The 21,389-nt window shown below is 69.3% G+C and carries 19 protein-coding genes and 1 pseudogene; 15 read left to right on the forward strand and 5 right to left on the reverse strand.

Annotation, left to right across the window (positions count from 1 at the left end):
• Window positions 1-56 precede the first annotated feature (56 nt).
• The 5 genes from atpD to RBS12_RS07000 are packed head-to-tail and all read left to right on the forward strand — an operon-like array spanning window position 57 to window position 6,153.
• A complete protein-coding gene (gene atpD / locus RBS12_RS06980) occupies window positions 57-1,508 on the forward strand; it encodes a F0F1 ATP synthase subunit beta (RefSeq protein WP_307965353.1) in 1,452 nt (483 codons plus the stop codon).
• Between the two features lies 1 nt (window position 1,509).
• A complete protein-coding gene (locus tag RBS12_RS06985) occupies window positions 1,510-1,791 on the forward strand; it encodes a F0F1 ATP synthase subunit epsilon (RefSeq protein ID WP_307965354.1) in 282 nt (93 codons plus the stop codon).
• Window positions 1,792-1,800: 9 nt separating this feature from the next.
• A complete protein-coding gene (locus RBS12_RS06990; protein ID WP_307965355.1) occupies window positions 1,801-2,232 on the forward strand; it encodes a DUF2550 domain-containing protein in 432 nt (143 codons plus the stop codon).
• A gap of 7 nt (window positions 2,233-2,239) precedes the next feature.
• Entirely contained in the window at window positions 2,240-3,562 is a 1,323-nt protein-coding gene (locus RBS12_RS06995; protein ID WP_307965356.1) for an alpha/beta hydrolase-fold protein, read from the forward strand.
• A complete protein-coding gene (locus tag RBS12_RS07000; protein ID WP_307965357.1) occupies window positions 3,559-6,153 on the forward strand; it encodes a DUF2156 domain-containing protein in 2,595 nt (864 codons plus the stop codon). The genes RBS12_RS06995 and RBS12_RS07000 overlap by 4 nt, the downstream gene beginning before the upstream one ends.
• Before the next feature lie 115 nt (window positions 6,154-6,268).
• Here the strand turns inward: RBS12_RS07000 and RBS12_RS07005 are convergent, their stop codons facing one another.
• From RBS12_RS07005 to RBS12_RS07015, 3 genes and pseudogenes are all read right to left on the reverse strand, one after another.
• Window positions 6,269-6,472: a cold-shock protein gene (locus RBS12_RS07005; RefSeq protein ID WP_307965358.1), complete on the reverse strand. Its 204-nt coding sequence runs from the start codon at window positions 6,470-6,472 to the stop codon at window positions 6,269-6,271.
• Window positions 6,473-6,749: 277 nt separating this feature from the next.
• Window positions 6,750-7,985, reverse strand: a complete 1,236-nt coding sequence (locus RBS12_RS07010) for an amidohydrolase family protein (protein ID WP_307965359.1) — start codon at window positions 7,983-7,985, stop codon at window positions 6,750-6,752.
• Between the two features lie 48 nt (window positions 7,986-8,033).
• Window positions 8,034-8,153: pseudogene (locus RBS12_RS07015) on the reverse strand (endonuclease); the annotation flags it as partial.
• Between the two features lie 72 nt (window positions 8,154-8,225).
• Between RBS12_RS07015 and RBS12_RS07020 the strand changes: the two are divergent.
• Entirely contained in the window at window positions 8,226-8,639 is a 414-nt protein-coding gene (locus RBS12_RS07020; protein WP_307965360.1) for a nuclear transport factor 2 family protein, read from the forward strand.
• Between the two features lie 42 nt (window positions 8,640-8,681).
• On the opposite strand, the gene nucS is transcribed toward RBS12_RS07020, so the two are convergent.
• A complete protein-coding gene (gene nucS, locus RBS12_RS07025) occupies window positions 8,682-9,377 on the reverse strand; it encodes an endonuclease NucS (protein WP_307965361.1) in 696 nt (231 codons plus the stop codon).
• A gap of 173 nt (window positions 9,378-9,550) precedes the next feature.
• On the opposite strand from nucS, the gene RBS12_RS07030 reads away from it, so the two are divergent.
• On the forward strand, window positions 9,551-9,904 hold the full coding sequence (locus tag RBS12_RS07030) for an ATP/GTP-binding protein (protein WP_307965362.1): 354 nt from the start codon (window positions 9,551-9,553) through the stop codon (window positions 9,902-9,904).
• Window positions 9,905-9,951: 47 nt separating this feature from the next.
• Complete coding sequence (locus tag RBS12_RS07035) at window positions 9,952-10,782, forward strand: alpha/beta hydrolase (RefSeq protein ID WP_307965363.1); 831 nt, start codon at window positions 9,952-9,954, stop codon at window positions 10,780-10,782.
• Between the two features lie 102 nt (window positions 10,783-10,884).
• Here the strand turns inward: RBS12_RS07035 and RBS12_RS07040 are convergent, their stop codons facing one another.
• Window positions 10,885-12,144 carry an AI-2E family transporter gene (locus tag RBS12_RS07040; protein WP_373886491.1) on the reverse strand — a complete coding sequence of 420 codons (1,260 nt, stop codon included), beginning with the start codon at window positions 12,142-12,144 and terminating at the stop codon, window positions 10,885-10,887.
• Between the two features lie 194 nt (window positions 12,145-12,338).
• Here RBS12_RS07040 and RBS12_RS07045 point away from each other — a divergent pair, with 194 nt between their 5' ends.
• The 7 genes from RBS12_RS07045 (at window position 12,339) to RBS12_RS07075 (ending at window position 21,293) form a co-directional block, all read left to right on the forward strand.
• A complete protein-coding gene (locus RBS12_RS07045) occupies window positions 12,339-14,054 on the forward strand; it encodes a hypothetical protein (protein ID WP_307965364.1) in 1,716 nt (571 codons plus the stop codon).
• Between the two features lie 87 nt (window positions 14,055-14,141).
• Window positions 14,142-15,149 carry a tetratricopeptide repeat protein gene (locus tag RBS12_RS07050; RefSeq protein ID WP_307965365.1) on the forward strand — a complete coding sequence of 336 codons (1,008 nt, stop codon included), beginning with the start codon at window positions 14,142-14,144 and terminating at the stop codon, window positions 15,147-15,149.
• 72 nt (window positions 15,150-15,221) lie between these two features.
• On the forward strand, window positions 15,222-16,013 hold the full coding sequence (locus tag RBS12_RS07055; protein ID WP_307965366.1) for an ABC transporter ATP-binding protein: 792 nt from the start codon (window positions 15,222-15,224) through the stop codon (window positions 16,011-16,013).
• The gene (locus tag RBS12_RS07060) at window positions 15,998-17,578 is read left to right on the forward strand and encodes a transporter (RefSeq protein WP_307965367.1); all 1,581 of its coding nucleotides are present in this window, start codon (window positions 15,998-16,000) and stop codon (window positions 17,576-17,578) included. The genes RBS12_RS07055 and RBS12_RS07060 overlap by 16 nt, the downstream gene beginning before the upstream one ends.
• Before the next feature lie 50 nt (window positions 17,579-17,628).
• Window positions 17,629-17,934: a DUF3039 domain-containing protein gene (locus RBS12_RS07065; RefSeq protein WP_307965368.1), complete on the forward strand. Its 306-nt coding sequence runs from the start codon at window positions 17,629-17,631 to the stop codon at window positions 17,932-17,934.
• Between the two features lie 36 nt (window positions 17,935-17,970).
• Window positions 17,971-19,362 carry an MFS transporter gene (locus RBS12_RS07070; RefSeq protein WP_307965369.1) on the forward strand — a complete coding sequence of 464 codons (1,392 nt, stop codon included), beginning with the start codon at window positions 17,971-17,973 and terminating at the stop codon, window positions 19,360-19,362.
• Between the two features lie 167 nt (window positions 19,363-19,529).
• On the forward strand, window positions 19,530-21,293 hold the full coding sequence (locus tag RBS12_RS07075) for a DEAD/DEAH box helicase (RefSeq protein ID WP_307965654.1): 1,764 nt from the start codon (window positions 19,530-19,532) through the stop codon (window positions 21,291-21,293).
• The last annotated feature ends 96 nt before the right edge of the window (window positions 21,294-21,389 follow it).

Below are 21,389 nucleotides of genomic sequence, written 5' to 3' on the forward strand. Positions count from 1 at the left end.
AGCCTCGGCCCACTCATTAGACTGACAACACGCCATTACCTCAAGAAGTGAGAGACATGACTGCCACTGCCTCTGAAGCGGTTGCCACCGCCGGCGCGACGGGTCGCATCGCCCGCGTGATCGGCCCGGTGGTTGACGTCGAGTTCCCCGCGGACTCGATCCCGGAGATGTACAACGCCCTCACCACCCAGGTCACCCTCGGCGGCCACACCCGCACCATCACGTTCGAGACGGCCCAGCACCTGGGCGACAACCTCGTGCGCGCCATCTCGCTCCAGGCCACCGACGGCCTGGTCCGTGGCACGAAGGTCCAGGACACCGGTGCCCCGATCTCGGTGCCCGTCGGCGACGGCGTCAAGGGCCACATCTTCAACGTCCTCGGCAAGCCGCTCGACGTCGACGAGTCGGAGATCCAGGCCTCGGACCACTGGCCGATCCACCGCAAGGCCCCGTCCTTCGCGCAGCTCGAGGGCTCGACCGAGATGCTCGAGACGGGCATCAAGGTCATCGACCTCCTCACGCCGTACATCAACGGTGGCAAGATCGGCCTCTTCGGCGGCGCAGGCGTCGGCAAGACCGTTCTCATCCAGGAGATGATCACGCGTGTTGCCCGCAACTTCGGCGGCACTTCGGTGTTCGCCGGCGTCGGCGAGCGCACCCGTGAGGGCAACGACCTCTGGGTCGAGATGGAGGAGGCCGGCGTCCTCAAGGACACCGCCCTCGTGTTCGGCCAGATGGACGAGCCGCCGGGAACGCGTCTTCGCGTGGCGCTCTCGGCCCTGACCATGGCTGAGTACTTCCGCGATGTCCAGAAGCAGGACGTGCTCCTCTTCATCGACAACATCTTCCGCTTCACGCAGGCGGGTTCCGAGGTGTCCACGCTTCTCGGCCGTATGCCGTCTGCCGTTGGCTACCAGCCGAACCTCGCCGACGAGATGGGCGTTCTCCAGGAGCGCATCACTTCGACGCGTGGCCACTCGATCACCTCGATGCAGGCCATCTACGTCCCCGCCGACGACTACACCGACCCGGCGCCGGCGACGACGTTCGCGCACCTCGACGCGACGACCGAGCTTTCGCGTGAGATCGCCTCGCGCGGTCTCTACCCGGCCGTCGACCCGCTGACGTCGACCTCGCGCATCCTCGACCCGCAGTACATCGGCCACGACCACTACAACACGGCCGTGCGCGTCAAGCAGATCCTCCAGAAGAACAAGGAACTGCAGGACATCATCGCGATCCTTGGTGTCGACGAGCTTTCTGAAGAGGACAAGATCGTCGTGGCGCGCGCCCGCCGCATCCAGCAGTTCCTCTCGCAGAACACCTACACCGCGAAGCAGTTCACCGGTGTCGAGGGTTCGACCGTGTCCATCAAGGACACGATCGAGGGCTTCAAGGCCATCTGCGACGGCGAGCTCGACCACATCGCCGAGCAGGCGTTCTTCAACGTCGGCGGTCTCGACGACGTCGAGCGCGCCTGGGCCAAGATCCAGGAATCGACGAAGTAGCATGGCTGAGCTCGAAGTCGAGGTTGTCGCGGCGGACCACTTCGTGTGGTCCGGCGCGGCGAAGATGGTCAAGGCCCGTACGGCCGACGGCGAGATCGGGATCCTCCCGAACCACACGCCGGTGCTGGCAGTGCTCCATGCGGGCAACATCGAGATCGAGCCTGTTTCGGGTTCGCGGATCGTCGTCGAGGCCGATGGGGGATTCTTCTCCGTCGACAGCAACCGCGTCGTCATCGTCGCGGACAACGCACAGATCAGCGAGTCAGTCGCGGGGATCCGTTAGCCACACTCAATGGACGATTCTGCTCTTCCGTTCATCGTCCTGGCAGCGATTTTCCTGCTCCTTGCAGCAATGCTCTGTGCCCTGGGGGTGCGCCGCTTCGTTCTGCGGCGCACCCTCGGCACGGTAGATGCCTCCATCAGCCTGTCCTCCGGGGCATGGCGGATGGGGGTTTGCCGTTATCAGGACGCCGAACTCGAGTGGTTCGATCTCCTCTCTCTCAGCCCGCTCCCCAAGCGGCGCTTCACGCGGAGCGCCCTCATGCTCCAGGGTCGGCGTCTGCCAACGGAGGCCGAGCGGCCCAAGGTCCAGGCCGACGTCGTGATCGTGGAGCTCATGCACCGCGGCGCCGAGGTGCGCTTCGCCATGGACTTCCGCGCCTATGCGGGCCTCGCGTCGTGGCTCGAGGCTGGGCCTGTGATCGGCGTCGGAACGTGGCGCTGACCCCGACATGGACGCGCTCTATGACGTGAGGATCGTCGACGGCCCGGCGGCTGTTGTGTGCTGGGCTCTGGCCCTCGCGGGGCTGGGGTCGCTCGTCATCCTCGCCGCGCGGCCGCGGAATGATCCGTGGCATCGCATCCTCATGATCTGCGCCGGTGCGGTCGCGGCAGCAGCGGCCATCACGGCTGTTGCGCACTGGCTCCTCGTGGACATCGCGAACGTCTTTCCCGAAGACCTTCCCGCCGAGGTCCTGACCGCTTCGGGCTTCGGGGTCCTCGGGGCCGTCCTGGCTGTCGCGGCGCTCGTCCGGATCGGCTTCGCGCGGCGAGCCTGGGGCCGCCGGGTGGTCGCGATTCTCTCGGCCGCCGCGATGGCTCTCCTCTCGGGCCAGCTCATCAACGCCTATTTCGGCCTCAATCTCACGCTCGCGGACCTCGCAGGCGTCTCGTTGAGCCACATCCGCCCGTTCGATCCGTCTCTCGATCGGTCGGCGCACCCGACGGCGGCGCTTGGGGCGTGGTCTCGTGCCGGTGGACTTCCGCCCAGCGGAGAGCTGCGCACCGTCCAGATTCCCGCGCCGTCGTCTGGATTCGCGGCGCGACCCACGTACGTCTATTTGCCGCCCGCATATTTTGCCCCCACGAGGCCCGAGCTTCCCGTGCTCCTGCTGGTCCCGGGGCAGCCCGGAAACCCTTCCGACTGGATCGTGGGCGGGCGCCTGCGGCACAAGCTCGATCGCTTTGCCGCCGATCACGGTGGAGTCGCCCCGGTCGCCGTCGTCGTCGATCCGAACGGGAGCCCGTCGGCGAATACGATGTGCATGGACACCAAGCTCGGGCGGGCGGAGAGCTATCTCGTCAATGACGTCATCCCGTGGGTCAAGAAGCATGTGAGCGTCGCCGAGGACCCGTCGCTGTGGGCCGCGGGCGGGTTCTCCTTTGGCGGCACGTGCGCGGTGCAGCTCCTCGCGAAGCATCCCGAACTCGTCACGAGTGCGTTGGGCTTCGCCGCCGAGCAGGAGCCTGCCCTCGCCAAGGACCGGACCAAGACGATCGATCTGGCGTTCGACGGCGACGCCGCGGCTTTCGCTTCCGAGGTGCCCGCGCATTTCTTCGCCTCGAGCCGCCACGAGGGCCTCCTGTTCCTCGCCGCGGGTTCGCGGGATCAGGACTTCACGCGGCAGGCCAGGGTGATTGCGGCGCAGGCGCAGGCCTCGGGTGTCGAGGTCCATGAGTTCTCCGCGGACGGCGAGGGACACTCGTGGGAGATGATCGCGAAGGCCTGGCCGTCGGGACTTGACCTCTTGGCCCGACGCTGGGGGATTGCGTGACCGCCGGGCGGCGCGAGTCTGCCGCTCGCGCGGCGGGCAGCCCGGTGACGAGTGGGCTTGGCCGTCCCAGGTTCGGTGCGTCCGGAGCGCTCGCAGATGCCATGCGCGAGGCCGTGCGCCGGTGGCTCGGCGCGCTCGGGCGCTATCCGGTGACCCTCACCATCGTCGCGGTGTTCTGGATCGTCGGCCTTGCCTCGGACAGCATCCTCGCCGGCCCGGACCAGGACCTCTACAACCTCGTCGGAGGCAACTTCGCCGGGCTCCGCGGGGGGCAATGGTGGACCCCGATCACGTCCGTCTTCTTCGCTTCGAACCCGTTCGCCTATCTCGCGGGCACCGTCGTGATCGCGGGCCTCGTCCCGTTGGCCGAGCGTGTGTTCAGGCCGTGGCGCACGCTCGTGCTCTTCTTCGGCGGGCAGCTCGCGAGCCTCATCGTCTTCTTCACGCTCGCCCAGCTCGCGCGCTGGCTCGGTGACGACTGGCTCGGGTCGATGGTGGATGTGCCGATCCTCGGGCCGTACCCGGCAGCGCTCGCGTGTGGTCTCGCCGCGAGCGGCTCCCTGGGGGCGCTCCTCAGGCGCCGCGTGCGCGCAGTGGTCTTGGTCATCGCCGGGATGCTCGTGCTCTACGTGGGCCATTCGGAGACCGTTCTCGGGCTCATCGGCGCCCTCGTGGGCCTCGTCGCCGGCTGGTGGACGGCAGGCCCCGCGCCGGAGCGGCACTTCCGGCTGCCGAGCATTCGCGAACGGCGCAACCTCCTCTCGCTCCTCGTAGCGGTTGTGGCCATCGGCCCTCTCCTGACGGCCTTCAGCCGCAGCCCCACCGGCCCGCTCGCGCTCGTCCGTGGGATGGTCCTCAACCCCCTTCCCGTCCTCGCCCAGATCCAACAGGACTGCGCCGGCTCCATCAACGCCGTCTGCCTCCCGTCAGGTCCACCGACGGTCCTTTCGGCGGCTGGTTACCTCACGGCCCTCCTGCCGGTTCTCATCCTGCTCGTGTGCGCGGAGGGGCTCAGGCGGGGCCGTTCGGTCGCGCTGCGGGTGGCCGTGGGCGTTCAGCTCGCGGTCTTCGTCCTCGCGGCGGGCTACATCGGCTCGTTCCTCCGCATCCCGTATCGTCCGGGACCGGGACGCACCGGCGTCCTTGGATCAAGCATCGTGCACGTGCTGCCCGTCGTGATCGCGGCGCTCGCGCTCGTCGTCGTGCTCTGGATGCACCGAGACCTCTTCCCGGTCGAAACGGCGCGCGGTATGAGGCGACGGCTGCAGACCGCGGGCGCAGCGCTTGCGGGGGGCCTCGTCTCCCTCTACGTCGTGCTGTGGTTCAAGGACGGTGGAACCGGGAGGCCGGGCGGGGTGTGGGGGCTCGTCGAGGAGCTCGTGCGGCAGTATCTCCCGTCCCCGCTGCCTACGAGCTACGCTGCCCTGTTCCGAGACCGTGACGGCTTCGAGCTGTGGCTCTTCACGTACAGCGGACTGATCCTGTGGGCCGCGGCGCTCGCGGGCGTCGTCGTCGCCGTCCTCCGTGGCCAGCAGACGCTCGGCGCGCGCGACGACAGCCTCCACCTTGCGCGCCGCCTCGTCCACCGAGGCGGGAGCAGCCTCTCATGGATGACGCTGTGGCCTCCCAACCGTTTCTGGTTCGACGAGCACGCCGCCGCGGGCATCGCGTTCCAGCAGCACGGAAGCGTCGCCCTCTCGGTCGCGGGCCCAATCGGGTCACCGGGGCGCGGGCCGGCGGCGCTCGAGGGGTTCATCGGCTATTGCTCGCGCCACGCTCTCGTCCCGTGCTTCTACTCGCTCACGGAAGACCATTGGCCGCTCTTGCGAGAACGCGGATTCCGACGCGTCGAGGTCGCGCAGGAGACGCGACTCCGAATCCGCGAGCTCGAATTCAAGGGCAAGGATTGGCAGAACGTCCGTACCGCCGTCAACCGGGCGAGGAAGACGGGGGTGAAGGCCGAATGGGTGCGCTACGTCGCGCTCAGCCCACACCGCCGCTCGCAGCTCCACATCCTGTCGGAGGAGTGGTCCGCGCGGAAGACACTTCCGGACATGGGCTTCACACTGGGCGGCCTCGACGAGCTTGCGGACCCCGAGGTTCTCCTGTGCCTCGCCGTCGACGGCGAGGGAGGTCTTCACGGCGCCACGAGCTGGCTCCCCGTCTATAGCGAGGGGCAGATCGTGAGCTGGACCCTCGACTTCATGCGCCGCAGCCCCGACGGCTTCCCGGGAGTCATGGAGTTCCTCGTTGCCTCGGCAGTCAGCGAGCTCGGCTCGACGGTCGACACCATTTCGCTCTCGGGCTCGCCGCTCGCAGCCGATCCGGCTGGCGAACGGGCGGCAGTCGAGGGCCAGGACGAGCTCCTGGGACGAATTCTCGAGGCGACGGGCCACGCGCTCGAGCCGATTTATGGGTTCAGGTCGCTCGCCCGATTCAAATCCCATTTCCAGCCCGAATACCGTGCCCTGTACATGTACTACCAGGACTCGCTCCAGCTTCCCGCGATCGGACGGGCGCTCGCCGAGGCCTACCTCCCGGGCTTGACGATGAGGCACCGCATGCGGCTTCTGAGGACTCTCGTGCGCTGACGCATGCAAAATTGACCAAATCTGTCACAAATAGCCCGAGATGCTGGCCCAACGCAACGGAGGCACAAAAAAGCGGGGGCCCCGAATCCGGGGCCCCCGCTCGAAGCGCGAGGCGTCAGAGGGCGGTAACGCCCATGGCCTGCGGGCCCTTGGCCCCCTGGCCGATTTCGAACTCGACTCGCTGGTTCTCCTCGAGCGTGCGGAAGCCGTTCGACTTGATCTCCGAGTAGTGAACGAAGACGTCGCCCTCAGCGTCATCCGGGGTGATGAAGCCGAAGCCCTTCTCAGCGTTGAACCACTTGACGGTTCCCTGTGCCATTACCTGTGTTCTCCTGTGGATTTCCGATTGATGGCCCCCGCTTGTGCTGAGGGCCCAGTTACTCCGCGGGAAGAACCTGACACGCACTGGATATCAGGAGCTTCGCGCTCGCAACGGTCTTGCGAGCATGCTCTGCTAGCTGAACTGGCTGCTAGCTCACAGACACTGCTAACTACATCAAGACTGGATATAGCCAATCATGCCCAGCATGTGCGGTCAATGGCATACGAAACCGGGAAACCAATTCTGGGGGAACAAATCCTGAATGCCGCCGGGTTCAGTTCTGGCCCGGCGCCTCAAGCAGCTGGCCCGCCCGGACGACCGCGACGAGTTCGAGGCGAGAGTCCGTCGCCACGAGATCGGCGCGGAGGCCCCGGCGGAGGCTTCCGAATTCGTCCGAACGGCCCAGGACTGCCGCCGGGACCGCGGTGGCGGACTTGACGGCGGACTCGAGCGGCACACCTGCGGCGGCCGTACGCCGGACGACCTCGAGCAGGGTAGCCGTTCCGCCCGCGATCGCGCCCGTTGCGTCGAGCGTCGCGACGCCGTCCTGCACGGTCACGGGCGAGGGCCCGAGCATGTAGTGGCCGTCGCTGAGGCCGGCCGCGGCCATCGAATCCGTGACGAGCGCGATATTGGAGTCGCCCACGAGCGCAAAGACCGTGCGGACCGTCGCCGGGTCCAGGTGCACGCCGTCGGCGACGAGCTCGACGACGGCGCGGCCCGCGGCTGCGGTGCGGAGGCACGCCGCGACGGGCCCCGGGGCACGATGGTGCAGCGACGGCATGCCATTGAACAGGTGCGTCACCGTCGGGATGGACGCCTGTCCGTCGAAGCCTCCCTCGGTGAGCTCGTCGAGGGCCTGCTCGAGCGATGCCGCTGCGGTCGCGTCGTCGCAGTCGGTGTGGCCGAGAGACGGAGTGACGCCGTGGGCCGTCAGGAGGTCCACGAGCTCGGCGGCTCCCGGAAGCTCTGGAGCGTAGGTCATGGTTTCGAGGTTGCCTTCGGCCGCTTCGATGAGCTCTTCTGCGAGCCCGAGGTCTGGCTCGAGGAGGAACGCGGGGTTCTGCGCGCCGCAGCGGGCCTGCGAGAGGAACGGCCCCTCGAGGTGGATGCCTTCCACGAGCCCCTCGGCGTCGAGCCGCGCGAACAGCCGGACGCCGCGCAGGAGATCCTCGGGGGCTGCCGTCACGAGGCTCGCGAGGAGACTCGTGGTGCCTGAACGGTGAAGGAAGCTGATTGCGCGGCGCGAGCCTTCCTCGTCGGCGCTCGGGAAGTCGGCCCCTGCAGCGCCGTGGCAGTGGAGGTCGACGAGACCCGGAAGGAGCACCGCGTCGGGGGGGAGGGGAACCTCGTCCCCGCCGAAGGCCGCAGCGTCGAAGTCTGCCGCGGGGCCGGCGAAGGCGATCCTGTCGCCCTCAAGGGCCACGACGCCGTCGTCGATCGCCTCCCCGTCGCTCACGATTCGCCCGCGGGCGATGAGACGGGCCTGGGCGGGGTCCGGGGAAGTCATACGACGATCATAGGGGAGCGCTCGGCCCCGCGGACCGGCCCGCAGCGGCTAGAAAAGGCGGCTCTCCGAGTCGTCGACACCGCGCAGGGCGTCGTAGTCGAGGGTCACGCAGTCGATGCCACGGTCGTTCGCGAGGACGCGAGCCTGTGGCTTGATCTGCTGGGCCGCGAGACGCCGCGCATCGCCGATCGAGTCCGGCGGCCTTGCAGCGCGAGCATGCCCCGGAGTTGAATATGCCCCGTGGGCGATCGTGACGACTTCCTCGAATGGTTCAACACGACGTGGTGGGCCGCCGAAGTGGCGCTGCACAACGGCGATCCGGCGCCGAGGTTTGGGACCTGGTCGGAGCGGGAACCGATCACGCTGTTCGGCGCGTGGATCAGCGCCAACGGCAGTCAGGCGGTGCGTGAGGTCTTCTCGAACTTGGCTCGGGGGTTCTCCGATGCGGCTTCTAGCGACATCGAGCTGATCGCGGCTGATGTGAGCGGCGACATGGCCTACACGGCGCATCGGGAGATCACGTCGGTCAGCGTCGACGGCTCTGCCCGCGCCTACGTGCTCCGGGTGACGCAGGTCTACCGTCGCGAGGCCGGCGAATGGAAGGTCGTTCACCGCCACGGCGACGAGGAGACCGACGCCGTCCCCGGGCCGTGACCTGCTGATCTGCCCGACCCAGCGGTCCAGGCTCCGCCGTCCCTAGAACAGGCGGCTCTCCGAGTCGTCGACACCGCGCAGGGCGTCGTAGTCGAGCGTCAGGCAGTCGATGCCGCGGTCGTTCGCGAGGACGCGGGCCTGGGGCTTGATCTGCTGGGCCGCGAAGACGCCGCGCACGGGGGCGAGCAGCGGGTCGCGGTTGAGTAGCTCGAGGTAGCGCGTGAGCTGCTCGACGCCGTCGATGTCGCCGCGCCGCTTGAGCTCGACGGCGACCGTTCCGCCGTTCGCGTCGCGCGCGAGGATGTCGACGGGGCCGATGGCCGTCGCGTATTCGCGCCGGATGAGCGTGTAGCCCGCGCCGAGCGTCTCGATCTGCTCGGCGAGGAGGCGCTGGAGATCCGCCTCGACGCCATCCTTGATGAGCCCGGGGTCGACGCCGAGCTCGTGGCTCGAATCGTGGAGCTGCTCGTAGATGTTCACGATGAGGCGATCGTCGGTCTTGGCGGACTGCACGGTCCACTGTTCGACGATTCCCTCCTCGAACTGGGCCCCCTCGGCTGCGGTGACGCGGAGCGTCGCGGGCGGGCTCATCCAGTTGAGCGGCTTGTAGGAGCCGCCGTCGGAGTGGACCAGCACCGAGCCGTCGGCCTTGACGAGCAGGAGCCGAGTCGCGAGCGGGAGGTGGGCCTTGAGACGGCCTTCGTAGTCCACGGAGCAGCGGGCAATGACGAGTCGCACCCGAGCACTCTACCCGTAGCAGGGTGGGTGGGTGGGAGAAGCCAGTCGGGTGGGTGGGAGAAGCCAGTCGGGTGGGTGGGAGAAGCCAGTCGGGTGGGTGGGAGAAGCCAGTCGGGTGGGTGGGAGAAGCCAGTCGGGTGGGTGGGAGAAGCCAGGTGGGGGAAAATAAGACAGTGCCCCGCTCGAACCGCCCCCGCCGGCCCCGATTCACGGGCAACCCCTCGGCCCGCGAGCTGAACGCGCGCCGCGCCGAAGGCCCGGACGACGACTACGACCTCGAGCGCATCCTCGCCGACTTCGAACGGCTCGAATCGGCGCCCGACGGCGAATGGCGCGTGAGCACGGTGACGACGCGCAGCGCCGCGAAGGTCTACACGTGCCCAGGCTGTTCGCGGCCCATCCCTCCCGGCGTCGCGCACCTCGTGGTGTGGGCCGACGACCACCTCTTCGGCGCGGAGGCCGGGATCGCGGAGCGGCGGCACTGGCACACACATTGTTGGCGCACGCGGACGTTCCGGTATCGCTGATCGCGGGTCCGCCGACCGGGGCGCCGATCGCGGCATAGGCTGTTCCCATGCCCTTCGACCCCCAGTCCTACGAGTTCAGTGCGCCCGACGGCCCGGTCGAGATCCGCGCCAACACGGTCCTCCCCGCGCGACGCGAGAACATCGAGCTTCGCACCGAAGATGGTCTGATGCTCGTCGGCGAGCTCGCCCTCCCGCTCGACCGGGATCCGGTCGCCACCCTCGTGACGCTCCATCCGCTGCCCACGCACGGGGGCTTCATGGACTCGCACGTCTTCCGCAAGGCCTCCTTCCGCCTTCCCGCCCTCGCGGACGTCGCCGTCGTCCGCTTCAACACCCGTGGCACATCGAGCCCGCGCGGGACGAGCGAGGGTCGGTTCGAGGAGGGCGTCGGTGAGCGTGCGGACGTCGAGGCAGCCGTTCGCTTCGCCGTCGAGCGCGGCCTGCCGGAACGCTGGCTCGTCGGCTGGTCGTTCGGCACGGAACTCGCGCTCAAGTACGGCGCCGTGCCGCCCGTGGCCGCCGAGATCGAGGGGGCGATCCTGCTCTCTCCGCCCCTTCATCGCGCAGACGACTCGGATCTGGCGGCGTGGGCCGCACTCGGCAGGCCGCTCAAGGTCCTCGTCCCCGAGCACGACGACTACCTCCGTCCCGCCGAGGCGGCGCAGCGCTTCGCGGCCGTCCCGCAGGCAGAGGTCGTGGGGATCGACGGGGCCAAGCATCTGTGGGTGGGCGAGAAATTCGTCCAGCGCGCCCTCGCTGAGATCGTCGGCACGGTCGCCGGGGGAGCGGGAGCCGAGCGGACGACGGCGGTGCCGGGCACGCGTGCGTGGCAGCTGCCCACAGCGTGGGACGGTCCCGTCGCGACGGCTGTCGGCTGAGCCGAGCGCCCGGCTCAGCGCGTCAGTGCTGGACTGGGCTCCTCGGTGCAGGACTGGGCTCTTCAGTGCTGGACTGGGCTCCTCGGTGCAGGACTGGGCTCTTCAGTGCTGATCCTGGCGCGTGATGAAGACTTCCCTGATGAGGAGCATGACGGCCGCCGCCGTGGGGATGGCGATAAGGGCGCCCAAGACGCCGAGGAGGCTGCCCCCGGCGATGACCGAGATCACGGCGACGGGGCCGGGGACCGCGACGGCTTTCTGCATGATGCGCGGCGAGACGAAATACGCCTCGAACTGGAGGTAGGCGAAGTACGCGATCCCGAGGATGAGTGCCGTCTGCCAGCCTTGGGTGAGCGCGACGAGAACGATTGTCGTGCCCGCGACGACGCCCCCGACCAGCGGAATGAACGCGAGGAAGCCGACCACGAACGCGAGAAGGGCCGCGAACGGGACGTGCAGGATGCTCATGACGATGAAGGCGAACGTCGCGTTGAGCACCGCGACCAGGACCTGCCCGATCACGTAGTTTCCGACTGAGCGGGTGATCTGCTCGGAGAGTGCCTCGACGCGGTGGCGGCGCGAGCGAGGGGCGAGCCGGTAGGCCCACACCTTCATGGCGGGCAGGGCGGAGAGGAAGTAGAGGCTCAGGACGAGCACGACGAGCGAGCCGAATGCCGTGTTCGCGATCGTGGATCCAACCCCGAGGACCCCTCCGAAGACATCTGTGATGGCCTGGGAGTTCTGGCCGAACTTCTGGAGCTCCTCGGTGACGCGCTGCTTGATGCCGAACTGCTCGTCGATGCTCTTGTAGAGGTCCGAGTGGAGGAGGTCCGTGATCCAGCCCGGAAACGCGTTGACGAGCTGGGTGATCTGGTCCACGAGGGTGGGAATGAGGGTCCCGAAGAACGCCGCGAAAACTCCCAGGAGGGCCACGAGCGTGATGACGATTCCGAGCGCGCGGGGAAGACGCCGGCCCTCGAGCCAGCGGACCACGGGGTCGAGGCCGAGGGCGATGAAGAGCGCCGCGAGGATCCAGACGAGCAACTGGGTCGTGTGCTGCGCGATGTAGTAGAGCGCAAGCGCGATGCCGACGCCGACCGTGCCCATGAATCCGATATAGATGGGGTGCTTCGACGACATGCGCGGCCCGGGGGCGCCGAAATCGTCCTCGGCCGGGGATTCCTCGCCCTCTTGGACGGGCGGCATGAGGAACCGGACCCGCGGTTGGGCACCGGGGAGCGGGCGGCGCAGCCGGTTCGCGAAGCCGCGCACGTCCCAGTGCATGCGGCCCTCGTCGGCGAGCGTCTCCTCGAGTGCCGGACGCGGTTCGTCGCCGGGCGTCGGACGGGTTTCGTCTGCCACAGTTCTTGCCTTCCCATGGGGCCTCTCGCCACCCTATCAGCCGCGCAGTTCCGGGCTTCGGAGGTAATTAGGAGGCGAAGGAGTCGAGAGCCGACGAGCGCCTTCGACGCCCATCGGCGAACGTCCGAGTGGGTCATCAGATCACGATTTGGTTACCATTGAGTGATCCCCTTCCCCAACGTGAGGTGTTTTCTGTGCGAGTCAAGACCGCAGCCGCGCTCCTGCTGCTGGGCCTGATAGCTCTCGTGGCCGGCATTGGCCAGCTGACCTTCTGGGCGCCTCCCCAGACGGTCACCGCGACGCTGCAGGCCGACGTCAAGGCGGCCCCGCTGACCGTGATCGACACGAAGCTGCGCAGCCTCCGCGGAGGCGAGGCGGACGTGGCGATCAAGGGCGACGGCAACTTTGTCCTCGCCGTGGGACGCCCCGACGACGTCGCGGCATGGGTCGGCAAGACAGCCCACACGACGATCGACGGCGCCTCAGCGGACGGAAAGCAGCTGACGGCTTCCTTCACGGACGGCGAGCCGAGCGCGCCGTCGCCGGCTTCGGCCGATACCTTCGCGACGGCCCAGAACGCCTCGGGTTCCCTCGACTACCGCTGGGACCTTCCGGACGACGGCGATTGGCAGCTTGTGCTCGCGACGGATGGGACGAAGCCCGCGCCGCACGACATCACGATCACGTGGCCGAGCAATGAGACGACCCCGTGGGCCGTCCCGCTCATCGTGCTCGGCGCCCTCCTTCTCGCTGCCGCCATCGTGCTCCTCGTGATCCGCCGGGGCGGGCCCGGCGCTCGCAAGCCTGCTGCCGAGGCCGCCGCTCAGCCGGGCCCGGACGCGGGGGACAGCACGCCGGGCCGGGCCGAGCGCCGCTCGGCCCGGCGAGCGGCATCGGCGGCCGTCGCCGTCGTCGTCGCCCTCGTCACGGGCGCCGGCGCGGCGCACGCCACCACGGCGCCGAGCCCCCCGGGCTCGGCGAACCCCTCGCCGGCCAGCTCGGCCGCCTCGGCGAGTGCGAGCGCGGCGCCCGCGCAGGAGAAGGTTCTCGTCGACGAGCAGCTCCAGCGCATCCTTGACCAGGTCGCCAACGCCGTCGCCGCGGGCGACCAGGCGAAGGACTCGAAGCAGCTCGAGCCGCGTGTTGGGGAATCCGCACTCCTCGCGCGGACCCAGAACTACAAGATCCGGGCGTCCGTCGCTTCCGCGGCGGCGCTGAGCCCCGTGCGCGGCGCGTCGCTGCGCACGAGCGTCGTCACGACGCAGCGTTCGTGGCCGCGCACGGTCATGGCCGTGACGCGGGGTGAAGGCAACACGACGCCGCAGATCCTGACTCTCCGCCAGGACAACGCGAGGGCAAACTACAAGCTCATCGAGGTCTCCCCGCTCCTGCCCGGCCCCGCGTTCCCGAACGCGCCCAAGGCCGGAGCCGAGCAGCTCGCGCTCGACGCGAAGAGCGGCCTCGCCTACTCGCCGAACGAGGCCCTGCGAGGCCTCGGCGACCGCCTCACGAACGGCGACGCGTGGAAGGACAAGATTCCCGAGAACGCGTACATCAAGGACACGCTCGACTACGAGGCCGACGTCGTCAAGACGAGCCCCAACGGCAACCTGACGTTCACCCACAACCCAACTGCCAACGACGCCGTCGCCTACCGCACTGCGGACGGGGGAGCCATCCTCGTGGCCCCGCTCGACTTCACGATCTCGGGCACCCCCAAGTCCTCGGGGGACAAGGTGACCCTGGCCGATGACTCGGCCGCGGCCCTCGCGGGCGGCAAGGAGGCCACGACGAAGATGACCCTGCAGTTCCGCGAGTCTGTCGTCCTCTACATCCCGGCCGACGGTGCGAAGGGCCAGCTCACCCTCGTCGGCGCGACGCGCAATCTCGTGGGGGCGAGCGTCAGCTGACAAACCCACGGGCTCCGAGGGCGAGCCCGACTTCGCGAGGGGCGGAACTGCTGTGAGCGGTTCCGCCCCTCGCACTATGGTGGAGCCATGAGCGTTCCCGGTTCCCGCAATCCCCATGTGCCCTCCGCAAGCCTCCGCGGCGCCGTCGACCTCTCCGCGCTCAAGGCGCGTGCGACCGCGGCGCCGCCCCAGCGAGCAGCGCGCCCTGTTGACGCAGCGGGCGGCGAGGGGACGACGCCGGAACGCGAGGCGGAGCGCGCCCCGGGGGCCGAGGGCGGTGGCCTGGCCGTCGAGATCGACGACGCGAACTTCCCCGACATCGTCCAGCTCTCGTCGCAGGCGCCGATCGTCGTGCTCCTGTGGGCACAGTACTCGCCCGAGTCGCAGCGGGTCCGCGACGAGCTCGGCCCGCAGGTCGACGCCTACGGCGGGCGCCTCGGCTACGCGACGGCAGACATCGAGGCCTTCCCCCAGCTCGCCCAGGCGCTCGGGGTCCAGGCCGTTCCGACCGCGATCGCGTTCCTGAAGGGGCAGCCGATCCCACTGTTCCAGGGTGCGGCGGCACCCGCGCAGTCCCGGCAGCTCTTCGACGAGCTCCTGCGCGTCGCCGAGGCGAACGGCGTCACGGGAACGGTCGACGGCGCCCCCGCGGCTCCCCTCGAGGAGCCTCCCCTTCCTCCCCTCCACGCGGAGGCCTACGAGGCGCTCGAGCGTGGCGACTTCGCCGCCGCCGAGGCAGCCCTCACGAAGGCCATCGCCGAGCAGCCCTCCGACCACGAGGCCAAGGCCGCCCTCGCGCAAGTGCACCTCATGACGCGCGTCCAGGGGCTTGGGCAGAGCGAGGCCGAGGTGGCCCGCCAATCGGCGGCGGAGAACCCCGACGACGTCGAAGCCCAGCTCGTCGTGGCGGACCTCGACCTCCAGGGAGGCCACGTGGAGGATGCGTTCGCCCGGCTCGTCGGGTTCATCAGCCGGAACTTCGGTCCCGAGCGGGACACGGCGCGCGTGCGGCTTCTCGAGTTGTTCGAGGTCGTCGGAACGACGGACCCCCGTGTGAGCGCGGCCAGGCAGCAGCTCGCCCGCGCGCTGTTCTGAGCCGGAATCATCCTCGCGGGCTCATCCTCACGGTGGATCCGTTCGCGCGCGCTGGCTTGCTAGCGTGTGGTCATGACCGTGCCCAGCTACGCCGCGCCGAATCATGGCAACGGCGAATCGGCCCTCTCGCTGCGGGGGCTCGTGAAGTCCTTCGGCGGCAAGCCCGCCGTCGAGGGAATCAGCCTTGAGGTCCCCGCGGGTTCGTTCTATGGCCTCGTGGGCCCCAACGGCGCGGGAAAGACGACGACCCTTTCGATGGCCACGGGCCTCCTGCGGCCCGATGCGGGGACGGCGGTCATCCTCGGCATCGACGTATGGCGCGAACCCATCGCTGCGAAGCGGCTCATGGGAGTGCTGCCCGATGGGGTCCGCCTCTTCGACCGCCTGAGCGGCGAGCAGCTCATCACCTACGCGGGCCTCCTGCACGGCCTCGACCGGGCAACTGTCGCACAGCGGACGGCCGAGCTGCTCGGGGCCTTCGACCTGACCGCCGACGCGCGGACGCTCGTCGTCGACTACTCGGCCGGCATGACGAAGAAGATCGCGCTCGCGGCCTCGCTCGTCCACGCACCGAGGCTCCTCGTGCTCGACGAGCCGTTCGAATCGGTCGACCCCGTCTCAGCCGCGAACATCCGCAGCATCCTCACGGATTATGTCCGCTCGGGCGGGACGGTGATCGTCTCGAGCCACGTCATGGACCTCGTCCAGCGCATGTGCGATCACGTTGCCGTCGTCGCCAAGGGACGCATCCTCGCGGCCGGAACGGTCGACGACGTGCGCGCGGGGTCGACGCTCGAGGACCGCTTCGTCGAGCTCGTCGGCGGCCACGGTCCCACGGAGGGCCTCTCGTGGTTGCACACCTGATCACCCTCAAGGTCGTCCTGCTCCGCAACGGGCTTCGCCGCAGCGTCGGCCAGCTCGTGGGACTCATCATCGGAGCACTCTACGGACTCGGCGTCCTGGCCCTGGCCATCTCCGGGCTCATCGCCCTCCGCCTCGCCGACGCGGATCTCGCCCGGACAATCCTCGTCGTCGCGGGCTCCGCACTTGTAGCCGGCTGGGCGCTCGCTCCGATCGTCGTCTCCGGTGTTGACCTCACGCTCGACCCCGCGCGCTTCGCGCTGTTTCCGATCCCGCTCCCGAAGCTGCTCCTGGGACAGGCCGCCGCCGGCCTGATCGGCATTCCGGGCGCGTGCACGGCGCTCGCGCTCGCCGCGACGACCGTGACATGGGCACGAGGCCCAGCACCTTTCGCCGCAGCCGCCCTGAGCGCCGTCGTCGCTCTCGCGCTGTGCGTCGTCATAAGCCGACTCGTGGCGAGCGCCGCGACCGAGCTTGCCACGTCCCGGCGCTTTCGCGAGGCGAGTCGGCTGATCCTCATGGTCCCCCTCATGCTCCTCGGACCGATCATCGCCTTCGCGGCGCGGGGCATCGAGACATACGTCACGGTCTTCAAGGCGGTGGCAGGTGTCCTTGGATGGACTCCGCTGGGGGCGGCGTTCGCCGCTCCGGCATCCTTCGCGGCGGGGGACGCCCCCGAAGGCTTCGCGCAGCTGGCTGTCGCCGCGGCCTCCCTTGCCCTCTCCGCCTGGGTCTGGTCCCGCGCCCTCGCGCGAGCCCTCGTGACGCCAGCCAGCCGCGCGTCGTCCAAGAGCCTGCCCGCCGCACGCCGGGGGCTGGGCGCGTTCGGCTGGATGCCGCAGACGCCGGCGGGGGCCATTGCTGCCCGATCGCTCACGTATTGGATCCGGGACCCGCGGTACGGTGCGGCCCTCATTCTCGTGCCGCTCATCCCGGTACTGCTCTTCTTCTCATCGGTCCAGCGGCACAACTCCGAGGTCTTCCTCCTGTCGGGTCCGATCGCTGCCTTCTTGCTCGCGTGGTCGCTGTCGACGGACGTCTCCTACGATTCGACGGCTTTCTCCCTTCATCTCGTTGCGGGCGTCCGGGGGCGCGAGGACCGCTGGGGGCGAGCCCTCGCGCTCATGACGTTCGCTCTCCCTGCTGCGCTCGTCATCACGCTCGTGCCGTTCATCGTCACGGGACGGTGGGACCTGCTGCCGGGATACCTCGGTCTCGCCCTCGGAGTGCTTCTCAGCGGGGCGGGGCTTGCGTCGACGGTGTCGGCCCGATTCACCGTTGCGGTTCCGCTCCCGGGCGAGAGCCCTTTCAAGAGGTCGCCGGGGAACAGGATGCAGACCCTCCTCGTCCAGCTGGGCGGCATGATCGGCCTCGGCATCCTCGTGGTGCCGGAGATCGTGCTCGTGGTCCTCTCGGCAGTCACGGGTGCGGCCGGATTCGGATGGGCCGCCCTCGGGGTGGGACTCGGGCTTGGCGGCGCCTTGTTCGTCGGCGGCATCCTGCTGGGCGGCGCGTGGCTCGAACGGCGGGGGCCCGAGGTGTATGCATCGCTCGTGCGAGCGGGTTGACAGCCTTCCCGTGGGGCTGCTGTGTCGGCCCCCATTGCTAGCATGGACGCATGAGCACAGCTGACCCCTTCGATCCCTACGCGAACGATCCGCGGGACCCCTCGACCTCCGGCTCGACGGCGACGATCGAGCGCGAGGAGGTCCGCGAGGAGCTCGAGCCAGGCGATCGCGAACGCTTCTCCCACTACGTCCGCAAAGAGAAGATCATGGAATCGGCCCTCACCGGCGAACCCGTGATCGCCCTGTGCGGCAAGGTCTGGACACCGGGCCGCGACCCGAAGAAGTTCCCGGTCTGCCCCACGTGCAAAGAGATCTACGAGGGGCTTCGCCCAGGCGACAACGGCGAGAACTCCTGAATGGGGGCCGGGCCCCGCGGTGAGGCCCAAGGACTCATGTCCCGGGCTTACCGCGGGCTTGTCATCGGTCTGCTTGCGATCGTCACGTGCAGCGCGTTCGAGGCGATGGCGGTCACGACGGCCATGCCGGTTGTCGCGGGCGAACTCGGCGGAGCCCGGGCCTACGGCATGGCGTTCTCGCTCTACCTCACGGCGGCGATGGCGGCGACCGCAGCGGCCGGTTCCTGGTGTGACGTCAAAGGTGCCCGTCCGTCCCTTCTGACCGGTCTCGGCCTCATGACCGTGGGGCTCATCCTCTGCGGCGGCGCGTGGGACTTCGGTGCGTTCACGCTTGGGCGCATGGTCTCAGGCGCGGGGGCCGGATTCATGATCGTGCCGGTTTACGTGATCATCGGGCAGGCCTTGCCCGCGGCGCTCCAGCCCGTTCTGTTCGGCTGGTTCTCGGCGGCGTGGGTCGTGCCGTCGCTCGTGGGACCCTACGTGTCCGGCGTGCTGGCCGAGCACGGGAGCTGGCGCTGGGCGTTCTACGGGGTCGCGCCGATCGTTGTCGTGGCCGTGCTGTTCACGTGGCCGCGCGTGCGGAGCCTCGGCGTACCCGAAGAGAGGTCAATGGCTGCGGGCGAAGGACGACGGCGCAGCCTCCTCGGGCTGACGCTCGCCGTGGGCGTCGCGGCGGCGCAGTGGGCCACCCAGTCCTCGGCCGACCCCTCGGTCCGGGACGTGCTGACCCCCGTCCTGCTCGGCCTTGTGGGGCTTGCCGGCCTCGCGGCCGTCCTCGCGACCATCCCTCGGCTCCTCCCGCGCGGGGTCGTGCGTGTGGCCCGCGGGCTGCCTGCCGTCATCGTGGTGCGCGGGCTTCTCACGCTCGCGTTCTTCGGCGCGGAGGCGTTCATCCCGCTCATGCTTGTGGAACGGTACGGGCTTGAGCCGTCGATCGCCGGGCTCGCCCTCACGGGCGGCGCGCTGGGGTGGACCGCGGGCTCGTTCGTGCAGGCGAAGGGGTGGCTCGCGCGGCCCACGTACCTTGTGGTGGGGCCGGCGCTTCTGGGGGCGTGCATGGCAGGTGTCGCGACCGTAGTCGCAACCGAGGCGTCGCCGTGGCTGCTCGCCGCCGCATGGGCGGTGGCCGGTATGGGCATGGGCGTCGCGACCACGACGACCTCAGTCCTGCTCCTGGATCTGAGCGACGCGGCCGAGCGCGGGAGGAATTCGGCCTCGCTCCAGTTGGCCGATATGCTCGGTGGAGTGATTGGAACCGCCGGAGCCGGAACGCTCTACTCCCTGCTGCTCAACCCAGACAGGACCCCGGGACCCGGTGTGTTCGCGGTACTCGTCGGCGTTCTCGCTGTCTCCGCCTTCTTCGGTGCCGTGGCCGGCTCGAGGACTCGCACGCCGTCGCCCGTCGTTCGCGAAGCGGGACGCGCGTGACGGAAACCCTCTTCGGTGGGCATGAGCCTCCGCAACTGCCGCTGGCTTCTCCCGCCCTCCCGCTGGCTTCTCCCGCCCTCCCGCTGGCTTCTCCCGCCCTCCCGCTGGCTTCTCCCGCCCTCCCGCTGGCTTCTCCCGCCCTCCCGCTGGCTTCTCCCGCCCTCCCGCTGGCTTCTCCCGCCCTCCCCCCTGCTTACCCCGAACGTGCCGCGTGGGGCACGGCCCCCAAGCTCCGCGCGTGGCAGCAGGAGGCGCTCGACAGATACCTCGACCGCGCTCCGCGCGACTTCCTCGCCGTCGCGACGCCCGGCGCAGGCAAGACGACGTTCGCGCTCCGTATCGCGTCAACGCTCCTCGAGCGGGGGGTCGTCAACCGAGTGACGGTCGTGGCCCCGACGGATCACCTCAAGCGGCAGTGGGCCGACGCTGCGGCGCGCGTCGGGATCGCGATCGACCCGAACTTCAAGAACTCCGACGGGCAGCACGGCCGCGACTTCCGTGGCGTCGCCGTGACGTACGCGCAGGTCGCGAGCAAGCCTCTCCTGCACCGCGCGAAGACCGAGGCCGCGCGGACGCTCGTGATCCTCGACGAGATCCACCACGGCGGCGAATCGCTCTCGTGGGGTGACGGCCTCCGCGAGGCGTTCGAGCCCGCCGTGCGCCGGCTCGCTCTCACGGGAACGCCGTTCCGCTCCGACACGTCACCCATTCCCTTCGTCGACTACGCCGAGGACCCAGACGGGATCCGCCGGTCGAAGGCCGACTACACGTACGGCTATGGGCAGGCCCTCCGGGACCATGTGGTCCGTCCCGTCATCTTCATGGCGTATTCGGGGCAGATGCGGTGGCGCACGAGCGCGGGCGAGGAGATGGCGGCGTCGCTCGGCGAGGCTGCCGTCACGAAGGACGTCACCGCGCAGGCGTGGCGCACGGCGCTCAACCCCCAGGGCGAGTGGATTCCCGCCGTCCTCGCCGCCGCCGACCGGCGCCTCACCGAGGTGCGGCGCACCGTGCCCGACGCCGGCGGCCTCGTCATCGCGACCGACCACGAGGACGCTCGGGCGTACGCGGGGCAGCTCAAGAAGATCACGGGCGAATCGCCGGCGATCATCCTGTCAGATGACGCGAAGGCGTCGAACCGGATCGAGGAATTCTCCGACGGCGCCGCCCGGTGGATGGTCGCCGTGCGCATGGTGTCCGAGGGGGTCGACGTGCCACGGCTCGCCGTGGGCGTGTACGCGACGTCGACCTCGACGCCGCTGTTCTTCGCCCAGGCCGTGGGGCGCTTCGTGCGCGCCCGCAAGCGAGGCGAGACCGCGTCGGTCTTCCTGCCCTCGGTCCCGCAGCTCATGGCGCTCGCGAACTCGATGGAGGTCGAACGCGACCACGCGCTCGACCGCCCGTCCTCGAACGAGGACGGGCTCATGGACCTCGAGGAATCGCTCATCGACGAGGCCAACCGCGAGGAGAAGGCCTCCGACACGCTCGCAAAGGGCAAGTACGAGGCGCTCGAGTCGCAGGCCGCGTTCGACCGGGTCCTCTTCGACGGCGGCGAGTTCGGCACGGGCGGCGAGATCGGCTCCGACGAGGAACTCGATTTCCTCGGTATCCCCGGGCTGCTCGACGCGGAGCAGGTCGCGACGCTCCTGCGCCAGCGCCAGCAGGAGCAGGTCTCGCGCCGCAAGACCAAGGGGCCTACGTCGTCGGCTACTTCTGGCCCTTCGGGCCTCCCCGACCATCGCCGGCTCATGGACCTCCGCAACGAGCTCGCGAAGAACGTGTCGGCGTGGAGCGCACGGACCGGAACTCCGCATGGCGTGGTCCACACGAAGCTCCGCGAGATGTGCGGTGGGCCGGCCGTCGCCCAGGCCAACGAGGAGCAGATCCGGGCGCGGCTCAAGAAGCTCCAGGACTGGTTCGTCGGCCGCTAGCCGTTCAGGGGTCACCTCCCGTGGGTGGGGTGGCGTTCAGGGGTCACGTCCCGTGGGTGGGGTGGCGTTCAGGGGTCCCGTCCCGTGGGTGGGGTG

The organism is Sinomonas sp. ASV322, assembly GCF_030908245.1.
Lineage (GTDB): Bacteria > Actinomycetota > Actinomycetes > Actinomycetales > Micrococcaceae > Sinomonas.